Origin of the sequence: Pseudomonas marvdashtae (genome assembly GCF_014268655.2) — a bacterium.
GTDB classification, from domain to species: domain Bacteria; phylum Pseudomonadota; class Gammaproteobacteria; order Pseudomonadales; family Pseudomonadaceae; genus Aquipseudomonas; species Aquipseudomonas marvdashtae.
Map to the genome: position 1 here is coordinate 2,651,800 of NZ_JABWQX020000001.1, position 18,199 is coordinate 2,669,998.

The 18,199-nt window shown below is 62.8% G+C and carries 20 protein-coding genes; 10 read left to right on the plus strand and 10 right to left on the minus strand.

From position 1 onward, the window contains the following. Positions 1–27 precede the first annotated feature (27 nt). The 3 genes from HU742_RS11935 to HU742_RS11945 all read left to right on the plus strand — a co-directional run bounded on the left by HU742_RS11935 (position 28) and on the right by HU742_RS11945 (position 2,117). Positions 28–291, plus strand: coding sequence for a DUF2790 domain-containing protein (locus HU742_RS11935; RefSeq protein ID WP_186610709.1), 264 nt, complete (start codon positions 28–30; stop codon positions 289–291). Positions 292–361: 70 nt separating this feature from the next. Next, the gene (locus HU742_RS11940; RefSeq protein WP_186642626.1) at positions 362–1,573 is read left to right on the plus strand and encodes a cytochrome c biogenesis protein DipZ; all 1,212 of its coding nucleotides are present in this window, start codon (positions 362–364) and stop codon (positions 1,571–1,573) included. A 214-nt stretch (positions 1,574–1,787) separates the two neighbouring features. After that, positions 1,788–2,117: a hypothetical protein gene (locus HU742_RS11945; protein ID WP_186642627.1), complete on the plus strand. Its 330-nt coding sequence runs from the start codon at positions 1,788–1,790 to the stop codon at positions 2,115–2,117. Positions 2,118–2,121: 4 nt separating this feature from the next. Here HU742_RS11945 and HU742_RS11950 read toward each other — a convergent pair whose 3' ends face one another. Continuing rightward, positions 2,122–3,987 carry a sigma-54-dependent Fis family transcriptional regulator gene (locus tag HU742_RS11950; protein WP_186632047.1) on the minus strand — a complete coding sequence of 622 codons (1,866 nt, stop codon included), beginning with the start codon at positions 3,985–3,987 and terminating at the stop codon, positions 2,122–2,124. A 342-nt stretch (positions 3,988–4,329) separates the two neighbouring features. Between HU742_RS11950 and HU742_RS11955 the strand changes: the two genes are divergently transcribed. The 5 genes from HU742_RS11955 to HU742_RS11975 all read left to right on the plus strand — a co-directional run bounded on the left by HU742_RS11955 (position 4,330) and on the right by HU742_RS11975 (position 9,695). Continuing rightward, positions 4,330–5,403 carry an ATP-NAD kinase family protein gene (locus tag HU742_RS11955; RefSeq protein WP_186642628.1) on the plus strand — a complete coding sequence of 358 codons (1,074 nt, stop codon included), beginning with the start codon at positions 4,330–4,332 and terminating at the stop codon, positions 5,401–5,403. A 2-nt stretch (positions 5,404–5,405) separates the two neighbouring features. After that, positions 5,406–6,383, plus strand: a complete 978-nt coding sequence (locus tag HU742_RS11960) for a thiamine pyrophosphate-dependent dehydrogenase E1 component subunit alpha (protein WP_186632053.1) — start codon at positions 5,406–5,408, stop codon at positions 6,381–6,383. Positions 6,384–6,417: 34 nt separating this feature from the next. Then, positions 6,418–7,434: an alpha-ketoacid dehydrogenase subunit beta gene (locus tag HU742_RS11965; protein WP_186642629.1), complete on the plus strand. Its 1,017-nt coding sequence runs from the start codon at positions 6,418–6,420 to the stop codon at positions 7,432–7,434. Next, the gene (locus HU742_RS11970; protein WP_186642630.1) at positions 7,434–8,546 is read left to right on the plus strand and encodes an acetoin dehydrogenase dihydrolipoyllysine-residue acetyltransferase subunit; all 1,113 of its coding nucleotides are present in this window, start codon (positions 7,434–7,436) and stop codon (positions 8,544–8,546) included. The genes HU742_RS11965 and HU742_RS11970 overlap by 1 nt, the downstream gene beginning before the upstream one ends. Positions 8,547–8,630: 84 nt before the next feature. Next, positions 8,631–9,695 carry a 2,3-butanediol dehydrogenase gene (locus tag HU742_RS11975; RefSeq protein WP_225923619.1) on the plus strand — a complete coding sequence of 355 codons (1,065 nt, stop codon included), beginning with the start codon at positions 8,631–8,633 and terminating at the stop codon, positions 9,693–9,695. 63 nt (positions 9,696–9,758) lie between these two features. Here the strand turns inward: HU742_RS11975 and HU742_RS11980 are convergent, their stop codons facing one another. The 3 genes from HU742_RS11980 to HU742_RS11990 are packed head-to-tail and all read right to left on the minus strand — an operon-like array spanning position 9,759 to position 11,196. Next, positions 9,759–10,265 (minus strand): DUF6644 family protein, encoded by a 507-nt coding sequence (locus HU742_RS11980; RefSeq protein ID WP_202884255.1) that lies wholly within the window; start codon positions 10,263–10,265, stop codon positions 9,759–9,761. After that, on the minus strand, positions 10,265–10,615 hold the full coding sequence (locus HU742_RS11985; RefSeq protein ID WP_186642632.1) for a DUF6152 family protein: 351 nt from the start codon (positions 10,613–10,615) through the stop codon (positions 10,265–10,267). The genes HU742_RS11980 and HU742_RS11985 overlap by 1 nt, the downstream gene beginning before the upstream one ends. Positions 10,616–10,641: 26 nt before the next feature. Continuing rightward, the gene (locus tag HU742_RS11990) at positions 10,642–11,196 is read right to left on the minus strand and encodes a DinB family protein (protein WP_186642633.1); all 555 of its coding nucleotides are present in this window, start codon (positions 11,194–11,196) and stop codon (positions 10,642–10,644) included. Here HU742_RS11990 and HU742_RS11995 point away from each other — a divergent pair. Both HU742_RS11995 and HU742_RS27100 read left to right on the plus strand, forming a co-directional pair. After that, complete coding sequence (locus HU742_RS11995; RefSeq protein WP_186642634.1) at positions 11,195–11,347, plus strand: hypothetical protein; 153 nt, start codon at positions 11,195–11,197, stop codon at positions 11,345–11,347. The two genes, HU742_RS11990 and HU742_RS11995, sit on opposite strands and share 2 nt — an antisense overlap. Positions 11,348–11,621: 274 nt before the next feature. Continuing rightward, positions 11,622–12,056, plus strand: coding sequence for a BP74-related protein (locus HU742_RS27100; protein ID WP_437179898.1), 435 nt, complete (start codon positions 11,622–11,624; stop codon positions 12,054–12,056). A 187-nt stretch (positions 12,057–12,243) separates the two neighbouring features. Here the strand turns inward: HU742_RS27100 and HU742_RS12000 are convergent, their stop codons facing one another. From HU742_RS12000 to lhpI, 6 genes are all read right to left on the minus strand, one after another. Continuing rightward, positions 12,244–13,161 (minus strand): dihydrodipicolinate synthase family protein, encoded by a 918-nt coding sequence (locus HU742_RS12000; RefSeq protein WP_186632069.1) that lies wholly within the window; start codon positions 13,159–13,161, stop codon positions 12,244–12,246. A gap of 162 nt (positions 13,162–13,323) precedes the next feature. Beyond that, positions 13,324–14,352, minus strand: a complete 1,029-nt coding sequence (locus tag HU742_RS12005) for a trans-3-hydroxy-L-proline dehydratase (protein WP_186642635.1) — start codon at positions 14,350–14,352, stop codon at positions 13,324–13,326. A gap of 9 nt (positions 14,353–14,361) precedes the next feature. Continuing rightward, positions 14,362–15,084: an amino acid ABC transporter ATP-binding protein gene (locus HU742_RS12010; RefSeq protein WP_186632074.1), complete on the minus strand. Its 723-nt coding sequence runs from the start codon at positions 15,082–15,084 to the stop codon at positions 14,362–14,364. Further along, on the minus strand, positions 15,077–15,727 hold the full coding sequence (locus HU742_RS12015; RefSeq protein ID WP_186642636.1) for an amino acid ABC transporter permease: 651 nt from the start codon (positions 15,725–15,727) through the stop codon (positions 15,077–15,079). The genes HU742_RS12010 and HU742_RS12015 overlap by 8 nt, the downstream gene beginning before the upstream one ends. A gap of 11 nt (positions 15,728–15,738) precedes the next feature. Further along, a complete protein-coding gene (locus HU742_RS12020; protein WP_186610725.1) occupies positions 15,739–16,404 on the minus strand; it encodes an amino acid ABC transporter permease in 666 nt (221 codons plus the stop codon). Further along, on the minus strand, positions 16,397–18,190 hold the full coding sequence (gene lhpI, locus HU742_RS12025; RefSeq protein WP_186642637.1) for a cis-3-hydroxy-L-proline dehydratase: 1,794 nt from the start codon (positions 18,188–18,190) through the stop codon (positions 16,397–16,399). The genes HU742_RS12020 and lhpI overlap by 8 nt, the downstream gene beginning before the upstream one ends. Positions 18,191–18,199: the final 9 nt, after the last annotated feature.

An 18,199-nucleotide genomic window follows, 5' to 3' on the forward strand; every position in this document is an offset into this window, starting at 1 on the left:
AACATCCATTGAATCGAGGAAACCGCCATGAACACCAAAGCCATCTACGCCACCTGCCTGTTCGCCGCGCTGAACATCTGCACCTTGTCGGCCCGGGCCGAAAGCAATGTCCAGGCGCAAACCTACACCTACGGCAGCCATCTGGACATTCAGAAAGTGTTGTCCCTGACCGAAGATCCGCAGCCGGCGTGTGGCGTGGTGAACGCCCACATGACCTACCTCGACTCGATGGGTCACAAGCAGGCGCTGGACTATCGCAAGTTTTCCGATAACTGCAGCAACGAAAACTGATCTTCTCTACCTGTGGCGGGGCGCTTGCTCCCTCGCCACAGGTTCTACGTCAGCCTTTATAGGTGTTCCCATGCTTCTGATCGCTTTTCTCGGCGGGATTCTGACGATCCTCAGCCCCTGCATCCTGCCCGTGGTGCCGTTCCTGTTCGCCCGGGCCAATCAATCGCGCAGCTCGGTGCTGTTGACGCTGGCCGGCATGATGCTGACGTTCGCCTTGGTCTCCAGCCTGGCGGTGGTCAGCAGCGAATGGGTGATCCACGCCAGCAGCATCGGCCGGCAAGTCGCCCTGGTGGTGATGGTGCTGTTCGCCTTGTCGTTGATGTTCAGCCGGGTCGGTACCTGGCTCTCGCGTCCGCTGGTCAGCCTGGGCAATCGACTTGACGCCGGTGCCGGACGGATGGCCGGCCCTGCGGGGTCGGTGTTGATCGGGGTTGCCACTGGGCTGCTCTGGGCTCCCTGCGCCGGGCCGATCCTTGGGGTGATCCTGACCGGGGCCATGTTGCAGGGCGCCAGCGCCGAGACCAGTCTGCTTCTGCTCGCCTACGGGCTGGGCAGTGCCTTGTCGCTGGGCACGTTGATCCTGGCTGGCCGCGGCTTGATCGGTCGACTGAAACCCTCGCTGCCGATCACGGCCTGGCTGCGCCGCGCCACCGGGACGTTGGTATTGTTGGCGGCCGTGGCGATTGGCACCGGGGTGGATGATCGCTTGCTCGCCAACACCTCGTCCCAGCAATCGACCAGCCTGGAAAAAAGCCTGTTGGAAAGCGTGCCCAAGGCCATCGACTACGTGGTCAGCAAGGCCGGGGCGAACTCGATGCCGGACCTCGAATCCCAGGGCGCCATGCCTTCACTGGACGGCGCCGTGCAATGGCTGAACTCGCCGCCGCTGAACCGCGAGGCGCTGCGGGGCAAGGTGGTGCTGGTGGATTTCTGGACCTACGACTGCATCAATTGCCAGCACACGCTGCCATACGTGAATGATTGGGCCAGGAAATACGAGAAGGACGGACTGGTGGTGATCGGCGTGCACACCCCCGAGTACGGCTACGAGAAGATCATCGCCAACGTGCGCGACCAAGTCCGCAAGCTGGACATCCAATACCCGGTCGCGATCGACAACCAATATGCAATCTGGCGCGCCTTCAACAACCAGTACTGGCCCGCCCATTACTTCATCGACGCCAAGGGACAGGTGCGCTACAGCCACTTTGGCGAAGGGCGGTACGGCGAGCAGGAGCAAGTGATCCAGCAACTGCTGCAAGAAGCCAGGGCCAGCCAATAAACCGTGGCGAGGGAGCTTGCTCCCCTGTCGCAGGTTGCAGGCCGCTTCAGAAGGTTGTGAAGCTCGCTTCAGTACTTTAGAAAATAGAAAACGTTTAATTTCAGAAGCTTATGTTCTTAATCTGCCAACGTTTCTAGTTTTCTCCAGTACTGGCCCCTTGCTCATTCGCTTGGCGTCAAACTTCTTTTATTTCAGAAAGTTGGACGACAAACCTATGCGTGTTTCTATCTGGATCGCGGCGGCCATGGTCTTGGCCGCTGTCTCGCTTGAAGCCCAGGCCAAGGCCCTCACCGCCAACCAGCAGTCGGTGTGTCACTGGGGTTCGGACATTGCGGCGGGAGCGCAGGCGTCGAAACTGTCTGGCGTCAGCCTGTACGGCGCGCGCAAGAAGCTGCAAGTGCGCAAATTCCCCCGGCCCTGGATGCGCATGACTGCCCTGGGCATTACCGAACAGACCTACAACAGCGCATCGCGGCTCAAGCCGGCTGCCGTCAAGCAGACCTATTACGAACAATGCGTGCGTCACGAACTGGCGCGGCGATAAGTTTTCAGCCCGGGCTCCTGCCGGGCATTTCAATGCCGTGCTGATGCACCCGGCGATACAGCGTTGCCCGGGAAATGCCCAAGGCTCGGGCCGTCGGGGTAGGTTTCCAGCGGTGACGCACCAGGGCATCGAGCAGCGCCTGGCGTTCCGGGCTGGCGCTGGGTTCTTCGCTACGAACGGCGGTTTGGGTGCCGTGCAGTGACTCAGGCAAATGGCTGAGCTGGACCACGTTCGTGTCGCAGACCGCGCAGGCATAACGCAATACGTGCCGCAACTGACGCACATTGCCTGGCCAGTGGTAGCCGAGCAGGCACTCCAACACCGCGCCGCTCAGTTGCACCGAGCCCCCGCAGAGCGCCGATTCTTCGTCCAGGATACGGTTGATCAAGGCCAGTCGATCAGTGCGCTCGCGCAATGGCGGCAATTGGAAACGGGCGCCGCCGAGACGGAAATACAAATCCTCGCGGAATTCTCCGGCCGCCACGAGGCTTTCCAGGTCGCGGTGAGTGGCGCAGATCACCTGGATGTCCACGGCCTTGCGCCGCGATGCGCCCAGCGGCGCCACCTCGCCCTCGGCCAGCACCCGCAACAGCCGCGTTTGCAAGGCCAGGGGCATGTCACCGATTTCGTCGAGGAACAGCGTGCCGCCATCGGCCTGCTGCAGGAGCCCCTGCATGCCCTTGGTCGAGGCGCCGGTAAAGGCTCCGGCCACGTAACCGAACAACTCGCTCTCGATCAGGCTTTCGGGGATCGCCGCGCAGTTCAACGCGACGAAGGGCCTATCCCGGCGCTGGCTGGCCTGGTGCAGTTGGCGGGCGAAGACTTCCTTGCCGGAACCGGTTTCGCCCTGGATCAGCACCGGCAGGTTGCGGTCCTTGACCCGCACCGCCAGGTTCAGGCTGTCCGCCAGGCGGGGATCGAGTTCGGTCGGCGTCGTGGCGGCGCGCTGGCGCAAGGATGCCCGGCGGCGTGGGGCGCTCAAGCGGCCGTGCAAGGATGGGGCGAGGGGGTAGAGGCTTTCGTCGCGGGCGCGATGCAGCAGTTGTGGGTCAAAGACCTGGCTGATGTGTTGGGGCAATTGGCCGTAGCGTTGTAGCAGATACTGGCGGGCCGCTGGGTTCAGCGCTTGCAGGCAGCCGTCGTCGTCCCAGGCAAATAGCAAATCCGGCTGGCTGTCGACGTACCCGGCGTTGCCATGCGCGCGCAAAACCCAGTAGCCCTGGGCACTGCTCATGAAGAATGCCTGTTCGATTTCCCGCGCGCTCTGCACCACCATCTGCCGGATCAGGTGCTGGGAACGTCGGTCATCCGGCGAACGCACCGCCGAAACGTCGAGCACCCCGAGCAATTCCCCTTGCGGGTCGAAGACCGGCGCGGCGGAGCAGGTCAAGCCAATGAACGCCGCGCGGAAATGGTCGCGCTTGTGCACGGTCACCGCCGTCTTGGCGGTGAGCACCGCCGCCACGCCGCAGGTGCCTTCTTCACCTTCCGACCAACAAGTGCCCAAGTACAGCCCGGCCTTGCGGCAGTCGTTGCGAAGGGTGGTTTCGACGCGGTAATCGATGGTCTGGCCCTGGGCATCGGTCAGCAGCACGCAATAGTCGGCATCGCGTACCCGGCCATGCAAGCGCGCCACTTCATCGCTGGCGATGTTGAGGAACAGTTCAGAGCGTTCGCGACACTGCTTGAGCACGTCGTTGGAAAGGATTCGCGGGCCCTGCAGCGAGCCAGGATCGAGGTGATGCTGCTCCATGGAGCGGCGCCATGAATCGAGGATCAGGTCCGGCACGGGCAATTGCGGCAGTCGAGCGGCGTTCTTCAGTACGCGGCTGACGCAATCCACATGCGCCCGGGAGTGAGCGGAAAGCATAGCGGCCTCGGGTTCAGCTTCTTGTCGTTGTGGGCACATTAAGCGCTGATCGCCGGGTGCAGACAAGCCCGACGGAGCGTAGATGGCGGGTGAGACGCCACGTCTCAGCGTCTCGCCGCCGACCCGTGCAGGCTGACATGTGGCGTCTCACCCAGCGCCGCCGCGCAACACCCAAAGGTGCATCGCAAGCGCTCTGTCTCGGGGCTTTCCATTGATTTGCGGGGAACTGGCACCGGCCTTGCTCTAGGCCTTGGACCCACATCAGTGGGCTTCCAATAATAAAAAAGAGGTGCCTATGACTTGCAGGCCAAGCCCGCTGACCATCCATTTTCCGGTGATGCCATGAACCGCCGTCCGCTGACTGTCGGCATCATCGCCAACCCCGCGTCGGGCCGTGACGTGCGGCGCCTGACCGCCAACGCCGGGCTGTTTTCCAGCACCGACAAGGTCTCGGTGATCCAGCGGCTGCTGGCCGCGTTCGGCGCCACCGGCATCGAACAAGTGCTGATGCCCACCGACATGATCGGCATGGCCGCCGCCGTGCTGAAGAACAGCCACAGCCGCCAGGCCCGCAGCAGCCACTGGCCGGCCCTGGAATTCCTCGACCTGACCCTGCGCCAGACCGTCGAAGACACCCGCCGGGCCGCGCGCCTGATGGCCGAGCGCGAGGTGGCGCTGATCGCCGTGCTCGGCGGCGATGGCACCCACAAGGCGGTGGCCGCCGAAGTCGGCGACATCCCATTGCTGACCCTGTCCACCGGCACGAACAACGCCTTTCCCGAACTGCGCGAGGCCACCAGCGCCGGGGTGGCCGGTGGGTTGTACGCCAGTGGCCGGATCCCGGACGAGATCGGTTTGCGCCGCAACAAGCGCCTGTTGGTCTGCGACGCCGGACGCGGCATGCGCGAAGTCGCCCTGGTGGACGTCGCCGTGTCGCCGCTGCGCTTTGTCGGCGCCCGGGCCATTAGCCGGGCACAGGACCTGGCCGAAGTCTTCGTGACCTTCGCCGAGCCGCAATCCATTGGCCTGTCGGCCCTGTGCGGCTTGTGGTTCCCGGTGTCCCGCCAGGCACCGGGCGGCGCCTGGATGCGCCTGGACCCGCAATCCCCCGAGGCGCTGCTGGTGCCGCTCGCCCCCGGCCTGTTGCAAGGCTGCGGGGTGCTCGCCGCCGGGCCCTTGGAACCCGGCGTCGCCCATGGCTTGTCACTGTCCAGCGGCACCTTGGCCCTGGATGGCGAACGGGAAATCGAATTCAACGTCCATGACCGGCCCACGGTCACCCTCGATGCCGGCGGTCCGCTGAGCATCGACGTCAATGCGGTGCTCATCTACGCCGCGCAACAACGCTTGTTGGCCATTGGCCGCGAGCACCCGCAACACCCTCTGAATCTTCAAGAAGACACCCCAGGAGAATAAAAATGTCGACACCGCTCGCCCACGATCAACTGCTGCACGCCTACCAGGTGATGCGCACCATCCGCGCCTTTGAAGAGCGCCTGCACGTGGAGTTCGCCACGGGCGAGATCCCCGGTTTCGTTCACTTGTATGCCGGTGAAGAAGCTTCGGCCGCCGGCGTCATGGCCCACCTCGGCGATGACGACTGCATCGCCTCCAACCACCGTGGTCACGGCCATTGCATCGCCAAGGGCGTGGACGTCTACGGAATGATGGCCGAGATCTACGGCAAGAAAACCGGCGTCTGCCAAGGCAAGGGCGGCTCGATGCACATCGCCGATTTCGAGAAGGGCATGCTCGGCGCCAACGGCATCGTCGGCGCCGGTGCGCCGCTGGTGGTCGGCGCGGCTTTGGCGGCGCGGCTCAAGGGCACCGACAGCGTCGCCGTGGTGTTTTTCGGCGACGGCGGCTCCAACGAGGGCGCGGTGTTCGAAGCCATGAACATGGCCTCGGTGTGGAACCTGCCGTGCCTGTTCATCGCCGAAAACAACGGCTACGCCGAAGCCACGGCGTCGAACTGGTCGGTGGCCTGCGATCACATCGCCGACCGCGCGGCCGGCTTCGGCATGCCCGGCGTGACGGTGGACGGCTTTGACTTCTTCGCCGTGCATGAAGCCGCCGGGGCCGCCGTCGAACGCGCTCGTGCCGGGGAAGGGCCGTCGCTGATCGAGGTCAAGCTGACCCGTTACTACGGCCACTTCGAAGGCGATGCCCAGACCTATCGCGCGCCGGACGAGGTCAAGCATTTCCGCGAAAACCAGGACTGCCTGATGCAGTTCCGCGAGCGCACGACCCGTGCCGGTTTGCTCACCGTCGAGCAGTTGGAACAAATCGATAAGGAAGTGGACCTGCTGATTGAAAACGCCGTGTACAAGGCCAAGTCCGATCCCAAGCCCTCTGCAGCGGACCTGCTGACCGACGTCTACGTCAGCTATCCCTGAACGCCCTCCTAAAACAAGAACAGAGAATCCCATCATGGCGAGAAAAATCAGCTATCAGCAGGCAATCAACGAAGCCCTGGCCCAGGAAATGCACCGCGATTCCAGCGTGTTCATCATGGGCGAAGACGTGGCCGGTGGCGCCGGTGCCCCCGGTGAAAACGACGCGTGGGGCGGTGTGCTCGGCGTAACCAAGGGCCTTTACGACCAGTTCCCCGGCCGCGTGCTGGATACGCCACTCTCGGAAATCGGTTACGTCGGCGCGGCGGTCGGCGCCGCCACCTGCGGCGTACGGCCGGTGTGCGAGTTGATGTTCGTCGATTTCGCCGGGTGCTGCCTGGACCAGATCCTCAACCAGGCGGCCAAATTCCGCTACATGTTCGGCGGCAAGGCCTCCACGCCCCTGGTGATCCGCACCATGGTCGGCGCCGGGCTGCGCGCCGCCGCCCAGCATTCGCAGATGCTCACGTCGTTGTGGACGCACATCCCGGGGCTGAAAGTGGTTTGCCCATCATCGCCCTACGACGCCAAGGGCCTGCTGATCCAGGCGATTCGCGACAACGACCCGGTGATCTTCTGCGAGCACAAGTTGCTCTACAGCATGCAGGGCGAAGTGCCGGAAGAGCTCTACACCGTGCCGTTCGGCGAGGCCAACTTCCTGCGCGACGGCAAGGACGTAACCCTGGTGTCCTACGGACGGCTGGTCAACACCGCCATGGACGCGGCGCGCAACTTGGCGGGACGCGGCATCGACTGCGAAGTGATCGACCTGCGCACCACCAGCCCGCTGGACGAGGACAGCATCCTGGAAAGTGTCGAGAAGACCGGGCGCCTGGTGGTGATCGACGAGGCCAACCCGCGCTGCTCCATGGCCACCGATATCTCGGCCCTTGTCGCGCAAAAAGCCTTTGGCGCGCTCAAGGCGCCGATTGAAATGGTCACCGCGCCGCACACGCCGGTGCCGTTCTCCGATGCCCTGGAAGACCTGTACATCCCTGACGCGGCGAAGATCGAACAAGCCGTGCTCAACGTGATCGAGTGGAGCAAGCGCTGATGAGCCAGATTTTTACCCTGACCATGCCCAAGTGGGGCCTGTCGATGACCGAAGGCCGGGTCGATGCCTGGCTCAAGGAAGAGGGGCAGGCAGTCACCAAGGGCGATGAGGTGATGGACGTCGAGACGGACAAGATCTCCAGCAGCGTCGAGGCGCCGTTTTCCGGAACCCTGCGCCGGCAGATCGCCCGCCAGGACGAAACCCTGGCGGTCGGCGCCTTGCTCGGCATCGTCGTCGAGGGCGAGGCCAGCGACGCCGAGATCGACGCGGTCATCGAGCAGTTTCAATCCAGCTTTGTGCCGGGCGACGCGGCTGATGAAGACAGTGGCCCGAAACCGCAGAAAATCGAGTTGGACGGCCGGGTGGTCCGCTATTTCGAGCGCGGCGAGGGCGGTACGCCGTTGGTGCTGGTGCACGGTTTTGGCGGCGACCTGAACAATTGGCTGTTCAACCATGAAGCCCTGGCGGCCGGGCGTCGAGTGATTGCCCTGGACCTGCCAGGCCATGGCGAATCTTCAAAGAGCCTGCAACGCGGCGACCTGGACGAGCTGAGCGGGGTAGTGCTGGCCTTGCTCGATCACCTGGACATCAATGCCGCGCACTTGGTGGGGCATTCCATGGGCGGGGCGGTGTCGCTGAACACCGCGCGCTTGATGCCCCAGCGGATACGGTCGCTGACCTTGATCGGCAGTGCCGGCCTGGGGGCGCAGATCAACGGTAGCTACTTGCAGGGTTTCGTCGACGCCGCCAACCGCAACGCCCTCAAGCCGCAACTGGTGCAACTGTTCTCCAATGCCGAGCTGGTCAACCGCCAGATGCTCGACGACATGCTCAAGTACAAGCGCCTGGAAGGTGTGGACGCCGCCCTGCGGCAACTGTCAGCGACGCTGTTCGCCGACGGTCGCCAACAGGTGGACCTGCGTGAAGTGGTGCAGGCCGGCCACGTCCCGACCCTGGTGATCTGGGGCAGCGACGACGCGATCATCCCGGCGGCTCACGTCGAAGGGCTGGCGGCGCAGGTCGAAGTGCTCCCCGGCCAAGGCCACATGGTGCAGATGGAAGCGGCCGAGCAGGTCAATCGATTGATCCTTGAGTTCACCGGACAGCACTGATCAAGCGGGCGGCGATTGCATCGTCGTCCTATAAAAAATTCTGGAGGTAACGCCATGAACGTTTCAATCAAGCCGACCCACAGCATGCGCGCCGCTGTCTGGCATGGCCGCAATGACATCCGCGTCGAAGACGTGCCACTGCCGGTTTCGCCGCCCGCCGGTTGGGTGCAGATCCGCGTGCAGTGGTGCGGCATCTGCGGCTCCGACCTGCACGAGTACGTGGCCGGGCCGGTGTTCATCCCAGTGGACGCGCCGCACCCGCTGACTGGGATCAAGGGCCAGTGCATCCTCGGCCATGAGTTCTGTGGCGAGATCGTCGAGCTGGGGGCCGGCGTCGAAGGTTTCAGTGTCGGCGAGCCGGTGGCCGCTGATGCCTGCCAGCACTGCGGCACTTGCTACTACTGCACCCACGGGCTGTACAACATCTGCGAAAACCTGGCGTTCACCGGGTTGATGAACAACGGTGCGTTCGCCGAGCTGGTCAACGTCCCGGCTAATCTGCTCTATAAACTGCCGGCCAACTTTCCCGCCGAGGCCGGTGCGTTGATCGAGCCGCTGGCGGTGGGCATGCACGCGGTGAAGAAGGCCGGCAGCCTGCTGGGACAGAACGTCGTGGTGGTCGGCGCCGGCACCATCGGCCTGTGCACCGTCATGTGCGCCAAGGCCGCCGGTGCGGCCCAGGTGATTGCCCTGGAAATGTCCGGCGCGCGCAAGGCCAAGGCGCTGGAAGTGGGCGCCAGCCATGTCATCGATCCCAACCAATGCGACGCCCTGGCCGAGGTACGCCGCCTGACCGGTGGCTTGGGCGCCGATGTCAGCTTCGAATGCATCGGCAACAAGCACACCGCCAAGCTCGCCATCGACCTGATCCGCAAGGCGGGCAAATGTGTGTTGGTGGGCATTTTCGAAGAACCGAGCGAGTTCAACTTCTTCGAACTGGTCTCCACCGAGAAACAGGTGCTTGGCGCGCTGGCCTACAACGGCGAATTTGCCGACGTGATTGCCTTCATCGCGGACGGACGCCTGGACATCTCGCCGCTGGTGACCGGGCGCATCCAGTTGGAGCAGATCGTCGGGCAGGGCTTTGAAGAGTTGGTCAATAACAAGGAGCACAACGTGAAGATTATCGTGTCCCCCGCACGGATCTGAGGGCGCCTGAGGTGGGCGATTGGCGATGGCCGGCAGCGGTCATCGCCTTTTTTCAGGTGTCGTTCAGGTGTAGGCCAGCAATCGACCGCAGAAAATGACTGTAACCCATAGCAGCACGGACACCAGTGCCTGGGTTCTGGCCACGCCGGGTGCCTTGTGGCCGGTGTTCCACTGCTCGACCGAGCGGTAGGGTCCAACATGGAACAACAGGGCATTGATGCCGGCTGCCGCGATCAGGCAGAGCTTGAGAATGAATACATTGTTGCCGGCGAAGTCCTGAGGATGAGCGCTGAACATCATCAATCCGGCAGGCACGATCAGCAACAGCGCTGCCACTGCCCAGCGCAGCAGATGGCGTGCCAGCGAGGTCACGGCGATGTCCTTCGACAGCCCGAGAACGCGCAGATCGAACATCACCACCGCGCCCACCAGCAGCGAAAAACCGATGATGTGCACCACTTCCACCAGCGGATACAGCCATAGCTCGCTGCGCATGGCCAACGCCAGGGACGAGTCGCCCAGTTGGTCCATCCAGTCTTGCGGGCCGGCGGCTGGAGCGGTGTCCTGCATCAGCGCAACTCGGTGGTCTTGTCGCCGATGGTGATGCGTTCTGCGCGAAGCTCATCGGGTTTATTGCGATTTGGATAGCCGACCACTGTGGCGGTGTTACCTGCCTTGAGCATGTCTTTGCTCAGCCCCCGGCTTTCCATACGCGAGGGCGGTGCGAGCACCACGGTCCAGGTCTTGTCGGTGGTTTGCAGGCGCACGGTGCCGTGGGGATGGGAATAGCCGGCTTCCTTGATCGTGCCTTCTAGCGTCAGCGGATTGCTGGCGTCGTATTCGCTCCAGCCATGGTGGGCGAATGCCGCGGTGGCAACCAGCATCGAAGATAAACCGATGCAGCGAAGGGTCATGTTCATGGCAAGGTCTCCTTGAGGGAATCGATTCAGTCGGGCAGGTAATCGCGCCAGACCCGCTGCTCATCAAGTTCAAGCCGCTGCTCCTCTTGGGCTCGGAACTGGCGGTCGCAATCGAGAAAAAACTCATCGAGTTGCGGCGGATCAACGTGGGTGGCGCTGAGCATGGTGTGGACCTGGCCGCGGTGGTGGATCTGATGTTCGAAGAGGTGCAGGAGCAATCGGTCGATCCGTTCGCGCACCTCGCCGTCGGAGCGCACCAGATCGATGGCGCGAGGGAGGTCTGTCTCTCGCAGGGCTTCGCAGAACGCCACCAGCCTATGGTCGGTTCGTTCCTGCTGTGCCCTCAGTTCGGCGAAGGTCAAGGTTTCGAAGAAGTCGTGCTTCTGGCCGTCCACATCACCTTCCAGGGCGGTGAGGTAATAGCGGTCCACCTCGAGGATATGGCACAAGGTGGCTTGGATGGAGGGGAAGAAACTGGTCCGGTAGGCCTCGTACTCCGCCGTGTTCAGCTGTGCGCAGGCGCCCAGCAGCCGATGGTTGGCCCATCGGTTATTGAGGGCCTGGGCCAGGAAATAGTTCATGAACGCCTCCCGTTCGCGTCATAGCGCCGGCAAAAGCGTAGCAAAGACTGGCGATGGCGAGGTGTTGTTGGTCGGCTGCGTCGGTGAGAGCAGCGGGCCGCTTGTGAATGGCCGTCGAGAAGCGTCGTTGATTGCGGGAGAGGCTGAATAGCGAAGAGTACTAAGATTGTTTTGACATATCTTTTTATACAGTAACGATGGCTCGATAGCGGTAAATGTCCGGCTATTCCAGAACACCCCTGCCAATGTCTTATCGTAGTGTTTGGTTAAACTATTATTGATTGAAGATGGATAGAATAGTGCGAATATCAACTCGGCGTTGACTCCTGATGTCAGGGGATTGATATTAATTAGGTATTATTGGATATAAGTTGATGAAAACAAACTCGCTGTTACGCTTATTGTTGTTGTCTGCCGTTGTCGCGATGAGCTCGACCGCTATCGCAGAGCCAAACACTCGGTATTTTTCTTTCGTAACACAGAATGGGTTTAGCTCGCCAAGCGGAGATACGTCTTCGTTTGGTCCGCATGAATTTGTGGTTGCCATCGACAATCCGGCATTAGCGGATCAGATTTCCGCCGTCATTAGTAACAACATCCAGCCCGGTGATCCGTTTATGATAATGGGGAAAATCGTGCGTGAACGGAAACCTTACAATGAGCGGTGGCCATTCCATTTGGCACCAGAGTCTATCTCGTTGTTTGCTAATCAACAACTTGACTGCGATGGGGCTGCGTTTACAGTCGAAGATAACATTGAGCTCGTAGGGGCGCCAGGTTCTGGGGTCTTGCCCGACGGCGTCTGGTGCCCTTGGACCTCCCGCTTCGTAAGAGAAATATATTATAGGTTTCCTCTTTAATGTAATGGTCGCTGGCTCTCTACAAAGATAGCTGGCGGTCTAGCTACAGACAGGGCTGGTAAGTAGTTCACTACTACAGGCCCGCGAATCAAAAGAAGCTTGGCGGGCCGAGCCCTGTAGCGTACAGAGTCCGGTCCGCTGTTGCTTGAACAGGATTACTTACAAGCTCCGATCACTGTGTCGGTGGTTATAGCCCCACATCCGGCAAAGCTGGCCGATTGGCCAGCGCCTTGGCCATGATCTGCTCCACATACACCCGGTCTTCTTCCGGCAAGGCCAGGCGCGGTGGGCGGGTGAGGGCGCTGCCGCGGCCGGCGATGGCTTCGCACAGCTTGATGCATTGCACCAGGTCGGCGCGGGCGTCCAGGTGCAGGATCGGCATCAGCCATTCGTAGATCGGCATGGCTTCGGCAAAGCGTCCGGCGCGGGCCAGGCGGAAGATGGTTTCGCCTTCTTTCGGGAACACGTTGGACATGCCCGAGACCCAGCCTTCGGCACCCACCGCCAGGCTTTCCAAGACTACGTCGTCGAGACCGGCGAACAGCACGAAACGATCGCCGACTTCATTGCGCACGTCGATGAAGCGCCGAGTGTCGCCAGAAGAATCCTTGAAGCACACCACGTTGTCGCAGTCGGCCAGGGAAATCAGGATGTCGGGGGTGACGTCGTTCTTGTAGATCGGCGGGTTGTTGTAGACCATCAACGGCACGTCGGCATGGCGGGCCACGTAGCGGAAATGCTCGGCGGTCTCGAACGGCTTGGAGCCGTAGACCAGCGCTGGCATCAGCATCACCCCGTCCACGCCAACCTTGCGCACGGCATTGGCAACCTTGGCGGCCTGCACGCTGGTGAACTCGGCCACGCCGCAGATCACCGGCACCCGGCCACGGGAAGCGTCCACCGCGACTTCGGTCACGGCGATTTTTTCCTCGGCGCTCAGGGAGGTGTTTTCCCCCACGGAGCCGCAGACCACCAGGCCGGAAACACCATCGCGGATAACGTTGGAAATGACCTGATGGGTTTTCTCCAGATTGATGGAAAAGTCATCGTTGAATTGCGTGGTGACAGCGGGAAATACGCCGCTCCAGTTGATGCGTTTGCTCATGGGTTGTCTCCGGTTTGGTATGTGGCGAGGGGATTTATCCCCGTTGGGGCGCGAGGCGGCCCCGGTACAGGCAATTCGGTGTGTCAGTCAGGGCCAGGGGGCTGCTGCGCAGCCCAGCGGGGATAAATCCCCTCGCCACAAGGTTTTGAGTGGATCTGAACGTCATGCGCCGGGCCAGGTATCTGAAAGCCGATAGCCTTGCGGCCACGGATCCGCCGGGTCCAACAACAACTGGTGGGTCCCGGTGATCCACGCCCGCCCGGCGATGCACGGGTGAATCGCCGTGCGTCCGTCCAGCTCGGCCAGCGAATCAATGCGGCAATGAAATTCGGAGCCGATGATCGAGCGGCCGATAAAACGGTCGCCCACCTGCATCAAGCCTTTGGCATGCAGCACCGCCATGCGCGCCGAACAGCCGGTTCCGGTGGGCGAACGATCGATCTTGCCGGGCTGGATGACCACCGCGTTGGCGCCGGTGGCAACGCCGTTTTCCATCACGATGGGCGCCGCGATCTGGCAGAACGAGATGTGCGACCAGTCGGGATTCAACGGATGCACGAAGCCCAGTTGCTCGTTCGCGGCCCGGGTGATCTTCAGCCCCACGGCCACCAGCTCGGCGGCTTCGTCAGGGCGGATGGTGAAGCCAAGGCGCTGGGCGTCGACGATGACGAAACTGTCGCCACCGTAGGCAGTGTCCACTTGCAGCGAACCCAGCCCTTGGACTTCGATCCAGGCGTCGAGGCGGTCGGCGAAGGAGGGTACGTTCTTGATTTCCACCCGCTGCACCTTACCGTCACGACAGTCGGCCAGCGCCTCGATCAGGCCGCCCGGCGCTTCGAGCACTAGTCGCGTCTGCGGTTCGGTCATCGGCAGGATGCCGCTGTCCAGCAACACGGTGGCGACGCACAACGAGTTGGAGCCGGACATCGGCGGGGTGTCGGCCGGCTCCATGATGATCCAGGCCATTTGCGCCCGCGGGTCCTTGGCCGGCACCAACAGGTTGACGTGGCGAAACACGCCGCCACGGGGTTCGTTCAAGACAAAATTGCGCAGGGTCTGATCCCGGGCGATCCAGCGCGATTGCTCCCACACGGTATCGCCGGGAGGAGGGGCAACGCCGCCGACGATCACATCACCGACTTCACCTTCGGCGTGGCAGCTCACTACGTGAATCACTTTGGATGAGCGCATGGGTTGCTCCTATTTCACCGACTTGAGGAACGCTGCCGTCTCCGGCTGCACAGGACTGCCCAGCACCTGGTCCGGCGGCCCGATTTCATGGACCCGCCCGTTGCAGAAGAACGCCACGCGATCGGAGACGTCCCGGGCGAAGCGGATCTCGTGGGTGACCAGCACCATGGTCATGCCGTCTTCGGCGAGCATGCGCATGGTGTCCAGCACTTCGCCCACCAGCTGCGGATCGAGGGCCGAGGTGGCTTCGTCGAACAACATGTAGTCCGGCGACATCGCCAGCGCCCGGGCGATTGCCATGCGTTGCTGTTGGCCGCCGGACAGCTTGCCGGGGAACGCCTTGAGCTTGTCGCCCAGGCCCACGTGCTCAAGCTGTTTCACCGCCAGCGCCTCGGCGTCCTGCTTGCTCTTGCCCAGCACCTTGCGCGGCGCGAGCATCACGTTTTCCAGCACGGTCAGGTGGGGAAAGGCGTTCCATTGCTGGAAGACGATGCCGATCTTCTGGCGCAACCGGTTGAGGTCGGTGGCGCTGTCATGGACCTCCACGCCGTCCACGCGGATGCTGCCTTTCTGGATCGGCTCCAAACCGTTGATGCACATCAGCAGGGTCGACTTGCCGGAGCCGGAGCCGCCGATGATCGAGACGACTTCGCCCTTGTTCACCGTCAGGCTCACGCCCTTGACCACTTCGAGGTTGCCAAAGGATTTGTGCACGTTTTCGATCTCAATCATTTTCTTGCCACCTTCTTTCCAGGCGCGCGCCCAGGCGGGCGACCACCAGGCTCATGACGTAGTAAATGAGGCCCGCGATGCACAGCACCAGCAGGGGTTCCTGGATGCGCGTCACGATGGTTTGCGAAGCGCGCAGCAGTTCGACGATCCCGATCCACATCACCAGGGCGCTGTCCTTCATCACGCCGAGTACCAAGTTCAACCAACCGGGAAAAGCCACGCGTGTAGCGATTGGCAGGACGATGAAACGCAGGTCCTGCAAGTAGGTCATGCCCAGGGACCGACTGGCCCGTCGGGTGCTCAACGGCACCGCCAGCACGCCGCCGCGCACGATCTCGGTGAAATACGCGGCGGCGTAGACCCCCAGGACGATGCAACCGACCGCGAAGGCGCTGAGGTTCAGGCCGACGATGCTCTTGAGGGAATTGAACAGCACGAACTGGATCAGCAGCGGCACACTGCGAAACACATCGAGCACCCAGGCCAACGGCAAGCTGGCCCGAGGCAACAACGCCCGCAGCAAGCCGAACAGCAATCCGGCGACGGTGCCCAACAGGATCGACCACGCGGTGAGTTGCACCGTGACCCAGGCGCCGTCGAGCAGGTACAAGACGTCGTTAACGGTGAGGCTGGTAGAAAACATGACGAGCCCTCTCAGTAACGAAACAAGCGCCAGGACAACAGCCGGGCCAACCCGACGATCAGCTTGGCGATCAGGTAATACAGCACCGCCGCGAGGGCGAAATATTCGAAGGTGCGGAAAGTCTTGACGTTGTATTCCTGGGTGACGCCGGTGAGGTCGTCGTTGAGGCCGACCACGACGCCCAGGGAGGTCATCAGGACCGCCCAGACCATTTGGTTCGTCAATGGGTAGAAGACGATGCGCAGCAGCTGCGGGACGATGATCATCCGGTAGGCCTGGAACGCGCTCATGCCCAATGAGCGGGCGGCACGCATCTGCGTACTCGGCACAGCCTTGAGCCCGCCGCGAAAGTTCTCCGCCAGGTAGCCAGCGTTGTTGAAAGTGATTCCGGCCAGCAAGGCCAGCCACGAACTGACGTGTAGCCCGAGTGAGCCGAGGCCGAAGTAGAGGATGTAGATCTGGAACAGCGAGGGCGTGTTGCGGGCGATCGACACCCAGCCATTACCCACGCCGCGCAGCAACGGATGGCGGGCCTGGCGCATCACCGTCAGCACCAGGGCGATCAGCACGCCGAAGATCATCGACAGCGCGGCGGTCTCGAAGGTCACCCAAGCCCCGGCGAGCATGTCGGGCAAGGCGCGCAGGGCCGGGCGCCATTGGAAGCTGTAGTCAAACATGACGTGCGGTCCCCTTGCGTGCGGTGGGTTGCAGCCACAGTGGCGGCTCGCCGCTGGCCGTGGCGGTGCAGGCGGCCTCGACGCAATCGCCGAGGCTGGCGAAGTGCACGCCGCGACCCACCAGGCCCGGCGCGTAATGGGCGTATTTGCCCGAGTTGGTCATCAGGGTCGTGGCGGCGGGCGGGATCACGGGTTCGCCCAACATGCACCAGCAGGTGTCGGTGACCAGCGTTGCGCCGAACGCCACGATGGCGTCCAGGTGACCTGCCAGGCGAGCTTGCTCGAGCACGGCACGGCCACAGGTGATTGCCAGCACCACGTCGGGGTGCTTGCCCCGGCCTGCGCATAGCTGCGCCAGGGCGGCGAATTCGCTCAGGGAAAAATGCGGGTTACCCAGGGAAACCACGTCGACGTGGCCGTGGCGGGCGCTGTTGAGTTCGCGCCAACTGGCAAGCAAACCCGCGGCGTTGACAATTTCCAGCGGCAGCACGGCGTCGTGGTCCAGGACATCTTCCGGGTCGATGGCTTCCGGCGTGACGCCAGCGATGTGGAACAACGGCGCGGCGCTGGTGGTGGCAAATGCTGCGCCGAAGGCTTTCAAGTCGTCCAGGGTGGGGGCGGCGTTCTCCAACCCCCGTATCAGCGGAATGCGCCGGCCTGCCAAACTGCCAACGTGGTAACCGAGCAGCGGATAGAAGCTATCGTCCACCGGACCAAGGCTGGGCACCTCGACGATCAGGCCGGCCTTGCGCTGATCATCGAGATGGCAGCCGGCCAACGGTGCACGAGCACACAGGGCGATGCAGATATCGAGGAAGTCCGGGTACTTCTGCGTGCGGGCACCGAGCACGCTGTTGGCGTAGACCACCGCATTGGATTCGGCCCAGACGATCTGCTCGCCGGCCTTCGGCGCGGTGTCCAGCAGGTAGGGCGCGCACGTGAAACTCAGCTGCGCGCCCATCGCCATGTAGGCATCGCCTAACGCACTGGCCGGCTCGCCCAAGGCCGGCTCGCCCAAGGCCGGGTCGACGCCCAACTCGCGCCAGCGGCGCTGGTCCACGGAAATCGAATTGAGGGTGGTCGGCACGCAGACTTTCGCGCCCCACTGCACCAGTTGTTCGGCGAAGCGCAGGCTGGCCGGACCGGTGTAGATACAGCCGTCGATGTGCGCCTGGGTGATGTCCAGCAGCTCAGTGGCGCCCTGGATGTCGGCCATGCGCAGGACGATTTGCATCGCCACTTGGGCCGCCTTGCCGTGGGCACCGTCGAGCAGCGCCTGATCCCGCTCGTTCAAGCGGACAGTGGAAGGCAAAGACGACTGCGGGAGACTGGCTGTGTCGCGCCATTGATCGTTGGGTCGGCGCCCCGACAAGGTCAAGCGGTTGCCTTCGACCCGAGCGAATCCTTGCCCGCGCAATCGGTTGAACGCCTCGTGTCCGATGCATAAAACCGGCAGTGATCGCTGGAAAATCACCTCGGCCACCAGCACGCCCAAAGCGAGGATTTCGTCAGCCTCGGCCAGTACCAGGGCAGCCGGTGCGTGGCCGTTGCTGATGAGTTCCATCAGTACGCTGCTGCCGGTGCAGGAACCGCGTCCGCTGGGAATCGCCAGCACCCGACCGGCCATGCGTTCGCCGCTGAGGGGGTGGTGCCGGTCAATGACTTCGCCCGTGGCCGGGTCGACTCCGCCCCAGAAACTCAGGCCGACGTCGGCGAACAGCAGGGTGCCCTCGGCGGCACCCTCGACCAGGCTGCGGCCCTGCAAGCAGGTAGGCGTGCTTGGCATGCCCCGATC

Bases quoted from the DNA above. Each gene is read 5' to 3' on its own strand.
- HU742_RS11935 (WP_186610709.1), top strand. From the start codon at position 28: ATGAACACCAAAGCCATCTACGCCACCTGCCTGTTCGCCGCGCTGAAC.
- HU742_RS11940 (WP_186642626.1), top strand. From the start codon at position 362: ATGCTTCTGATCGCTTTTCTCGGCGGGATTCTGACGATCCTCAGCCCC.
- HU742_RS11945 (WP_186642627.1), top strand. From the start codon at position 1,788: ATGCGTGTTTCTATCTGGATCGCGGCGGCCATGGTCTTGGCCGCTGTC.
- HU742_RS11950 (WP_186632047.1), bottom strand. From the start codon at position 3,987: ATGCTTTCCGCTCACTCCCGGGCGCATGTGGATTGCGTCAGCCGCGTA.
- HU742_RS11955 (WP_186642628.1), top strand. From the start codon at position 4,330: ATGAACCGCCGTCCGCTGACTGTCGGCATCATCGCCAACCCCGCGTCG.
- HU742_RS11960 (WP_186632053.1), top strand. From the start codon at position 5,406: ATGTCGACACCGCTCGCCCACGATCAACTGCTGCACGCCTACCAGGTG.
- HU742_RS11965 (WP_186642629.1), top strand. From the start codon at position 6,418: ATGGCGAGAAAAATCAGCTATCAGCAGGCAATCAACGAAGCCCTGGCC.
- HU742_RS11970 (WP_186642630.1), top strand. From the start codon at position 7,434: ATGAGCCAGATTTTTACCCTGACCATGCCCAAGTGGGGCCTGTCGATG.
- HU742_RS11975 (WP_225923619.1), top strand. From the start codon at position 8,631: ATGCGCGCCGCTGTCTGGCATGGCCGCAATGACATCCGCGTCGAAGAC.
- HU742_RS11980 (WP_202884255.1), bottom strand. From the start codon at position 10,265: ATGCAGGACACCGCTCCAGCCGCCGGCCCGCAAGACTGGATGGACCAA.
- HU742_RS11985 (WP_186642632.1), bottom strand. From the start codon at position 10,615: ATGAACATGACCCTTCGCTGCATCGGTTTATCTTCGATGCTGGTTGCC.
- HU742_RS11995 (WP_186642634.1), top strand. From the start codon at position 11,195: ATGAACGCCTCCCGTTCGCGTCATAGCGCCGGCAAAAGCGTAGCAAAG.
- HU742_RS11990 (WP_186642633.1), bottom strand. From the start codon at position 11,196: ATGAACTATTTCCTGGCCCAGGCCCTCAATAACCGATGGGCCAACCAT.
- HU742_RS27100 (WP_437179898.1), top strand. From the start codon at position 11,622: ATGAGCTCGACCGCTATCGCAGAGCCAAACACTCGGTATTTTTCTTTC.
- HU742_RS12000 (WP_186632069.1), bottom strand. From the start codon at position 13,161: ATGAGCAAACGCATCAACTGGAGCGGCGTATTTCCCGCTGTCACCACG.
- HU742_RS12005 (WP_186642635.1), bottom strand. From the start codon at position 14,352: ATGCGCTCATCCAAAGTGATTCACGTAGTGAGCTGCCACGCCGAAGGT.
- HU742_RS12010 (WP_186632074.1), bottom strand. From the start codon at position 15,084: ATGATTGAGATCGAAAACGTGCACAAATCCTTTGGCAACCTCGAAGTG.
- HU742_RS12015 (WP_186642636.1), bottom strand. From the start codon at position 15,727: ATGTTTTCTACCAGCCTCACCGTTAACGACGTCTTGTACCTGCTCGAC.
- HU742_RS12020 (WP_186610725.1), bottom strand. From the start codon at position 16,404: ATGTTTGACTACAGCTTCCAATGGCGCCCGGCCCTGCGCGCCTTGCCC.
- lhpI (WP_186642637.1), bottom strand. From the start codon at position 18,190: ATGCCAAGCACGCCTACCTGCTTGCAGGGCCGCAGCCTGGTCGAGGGT.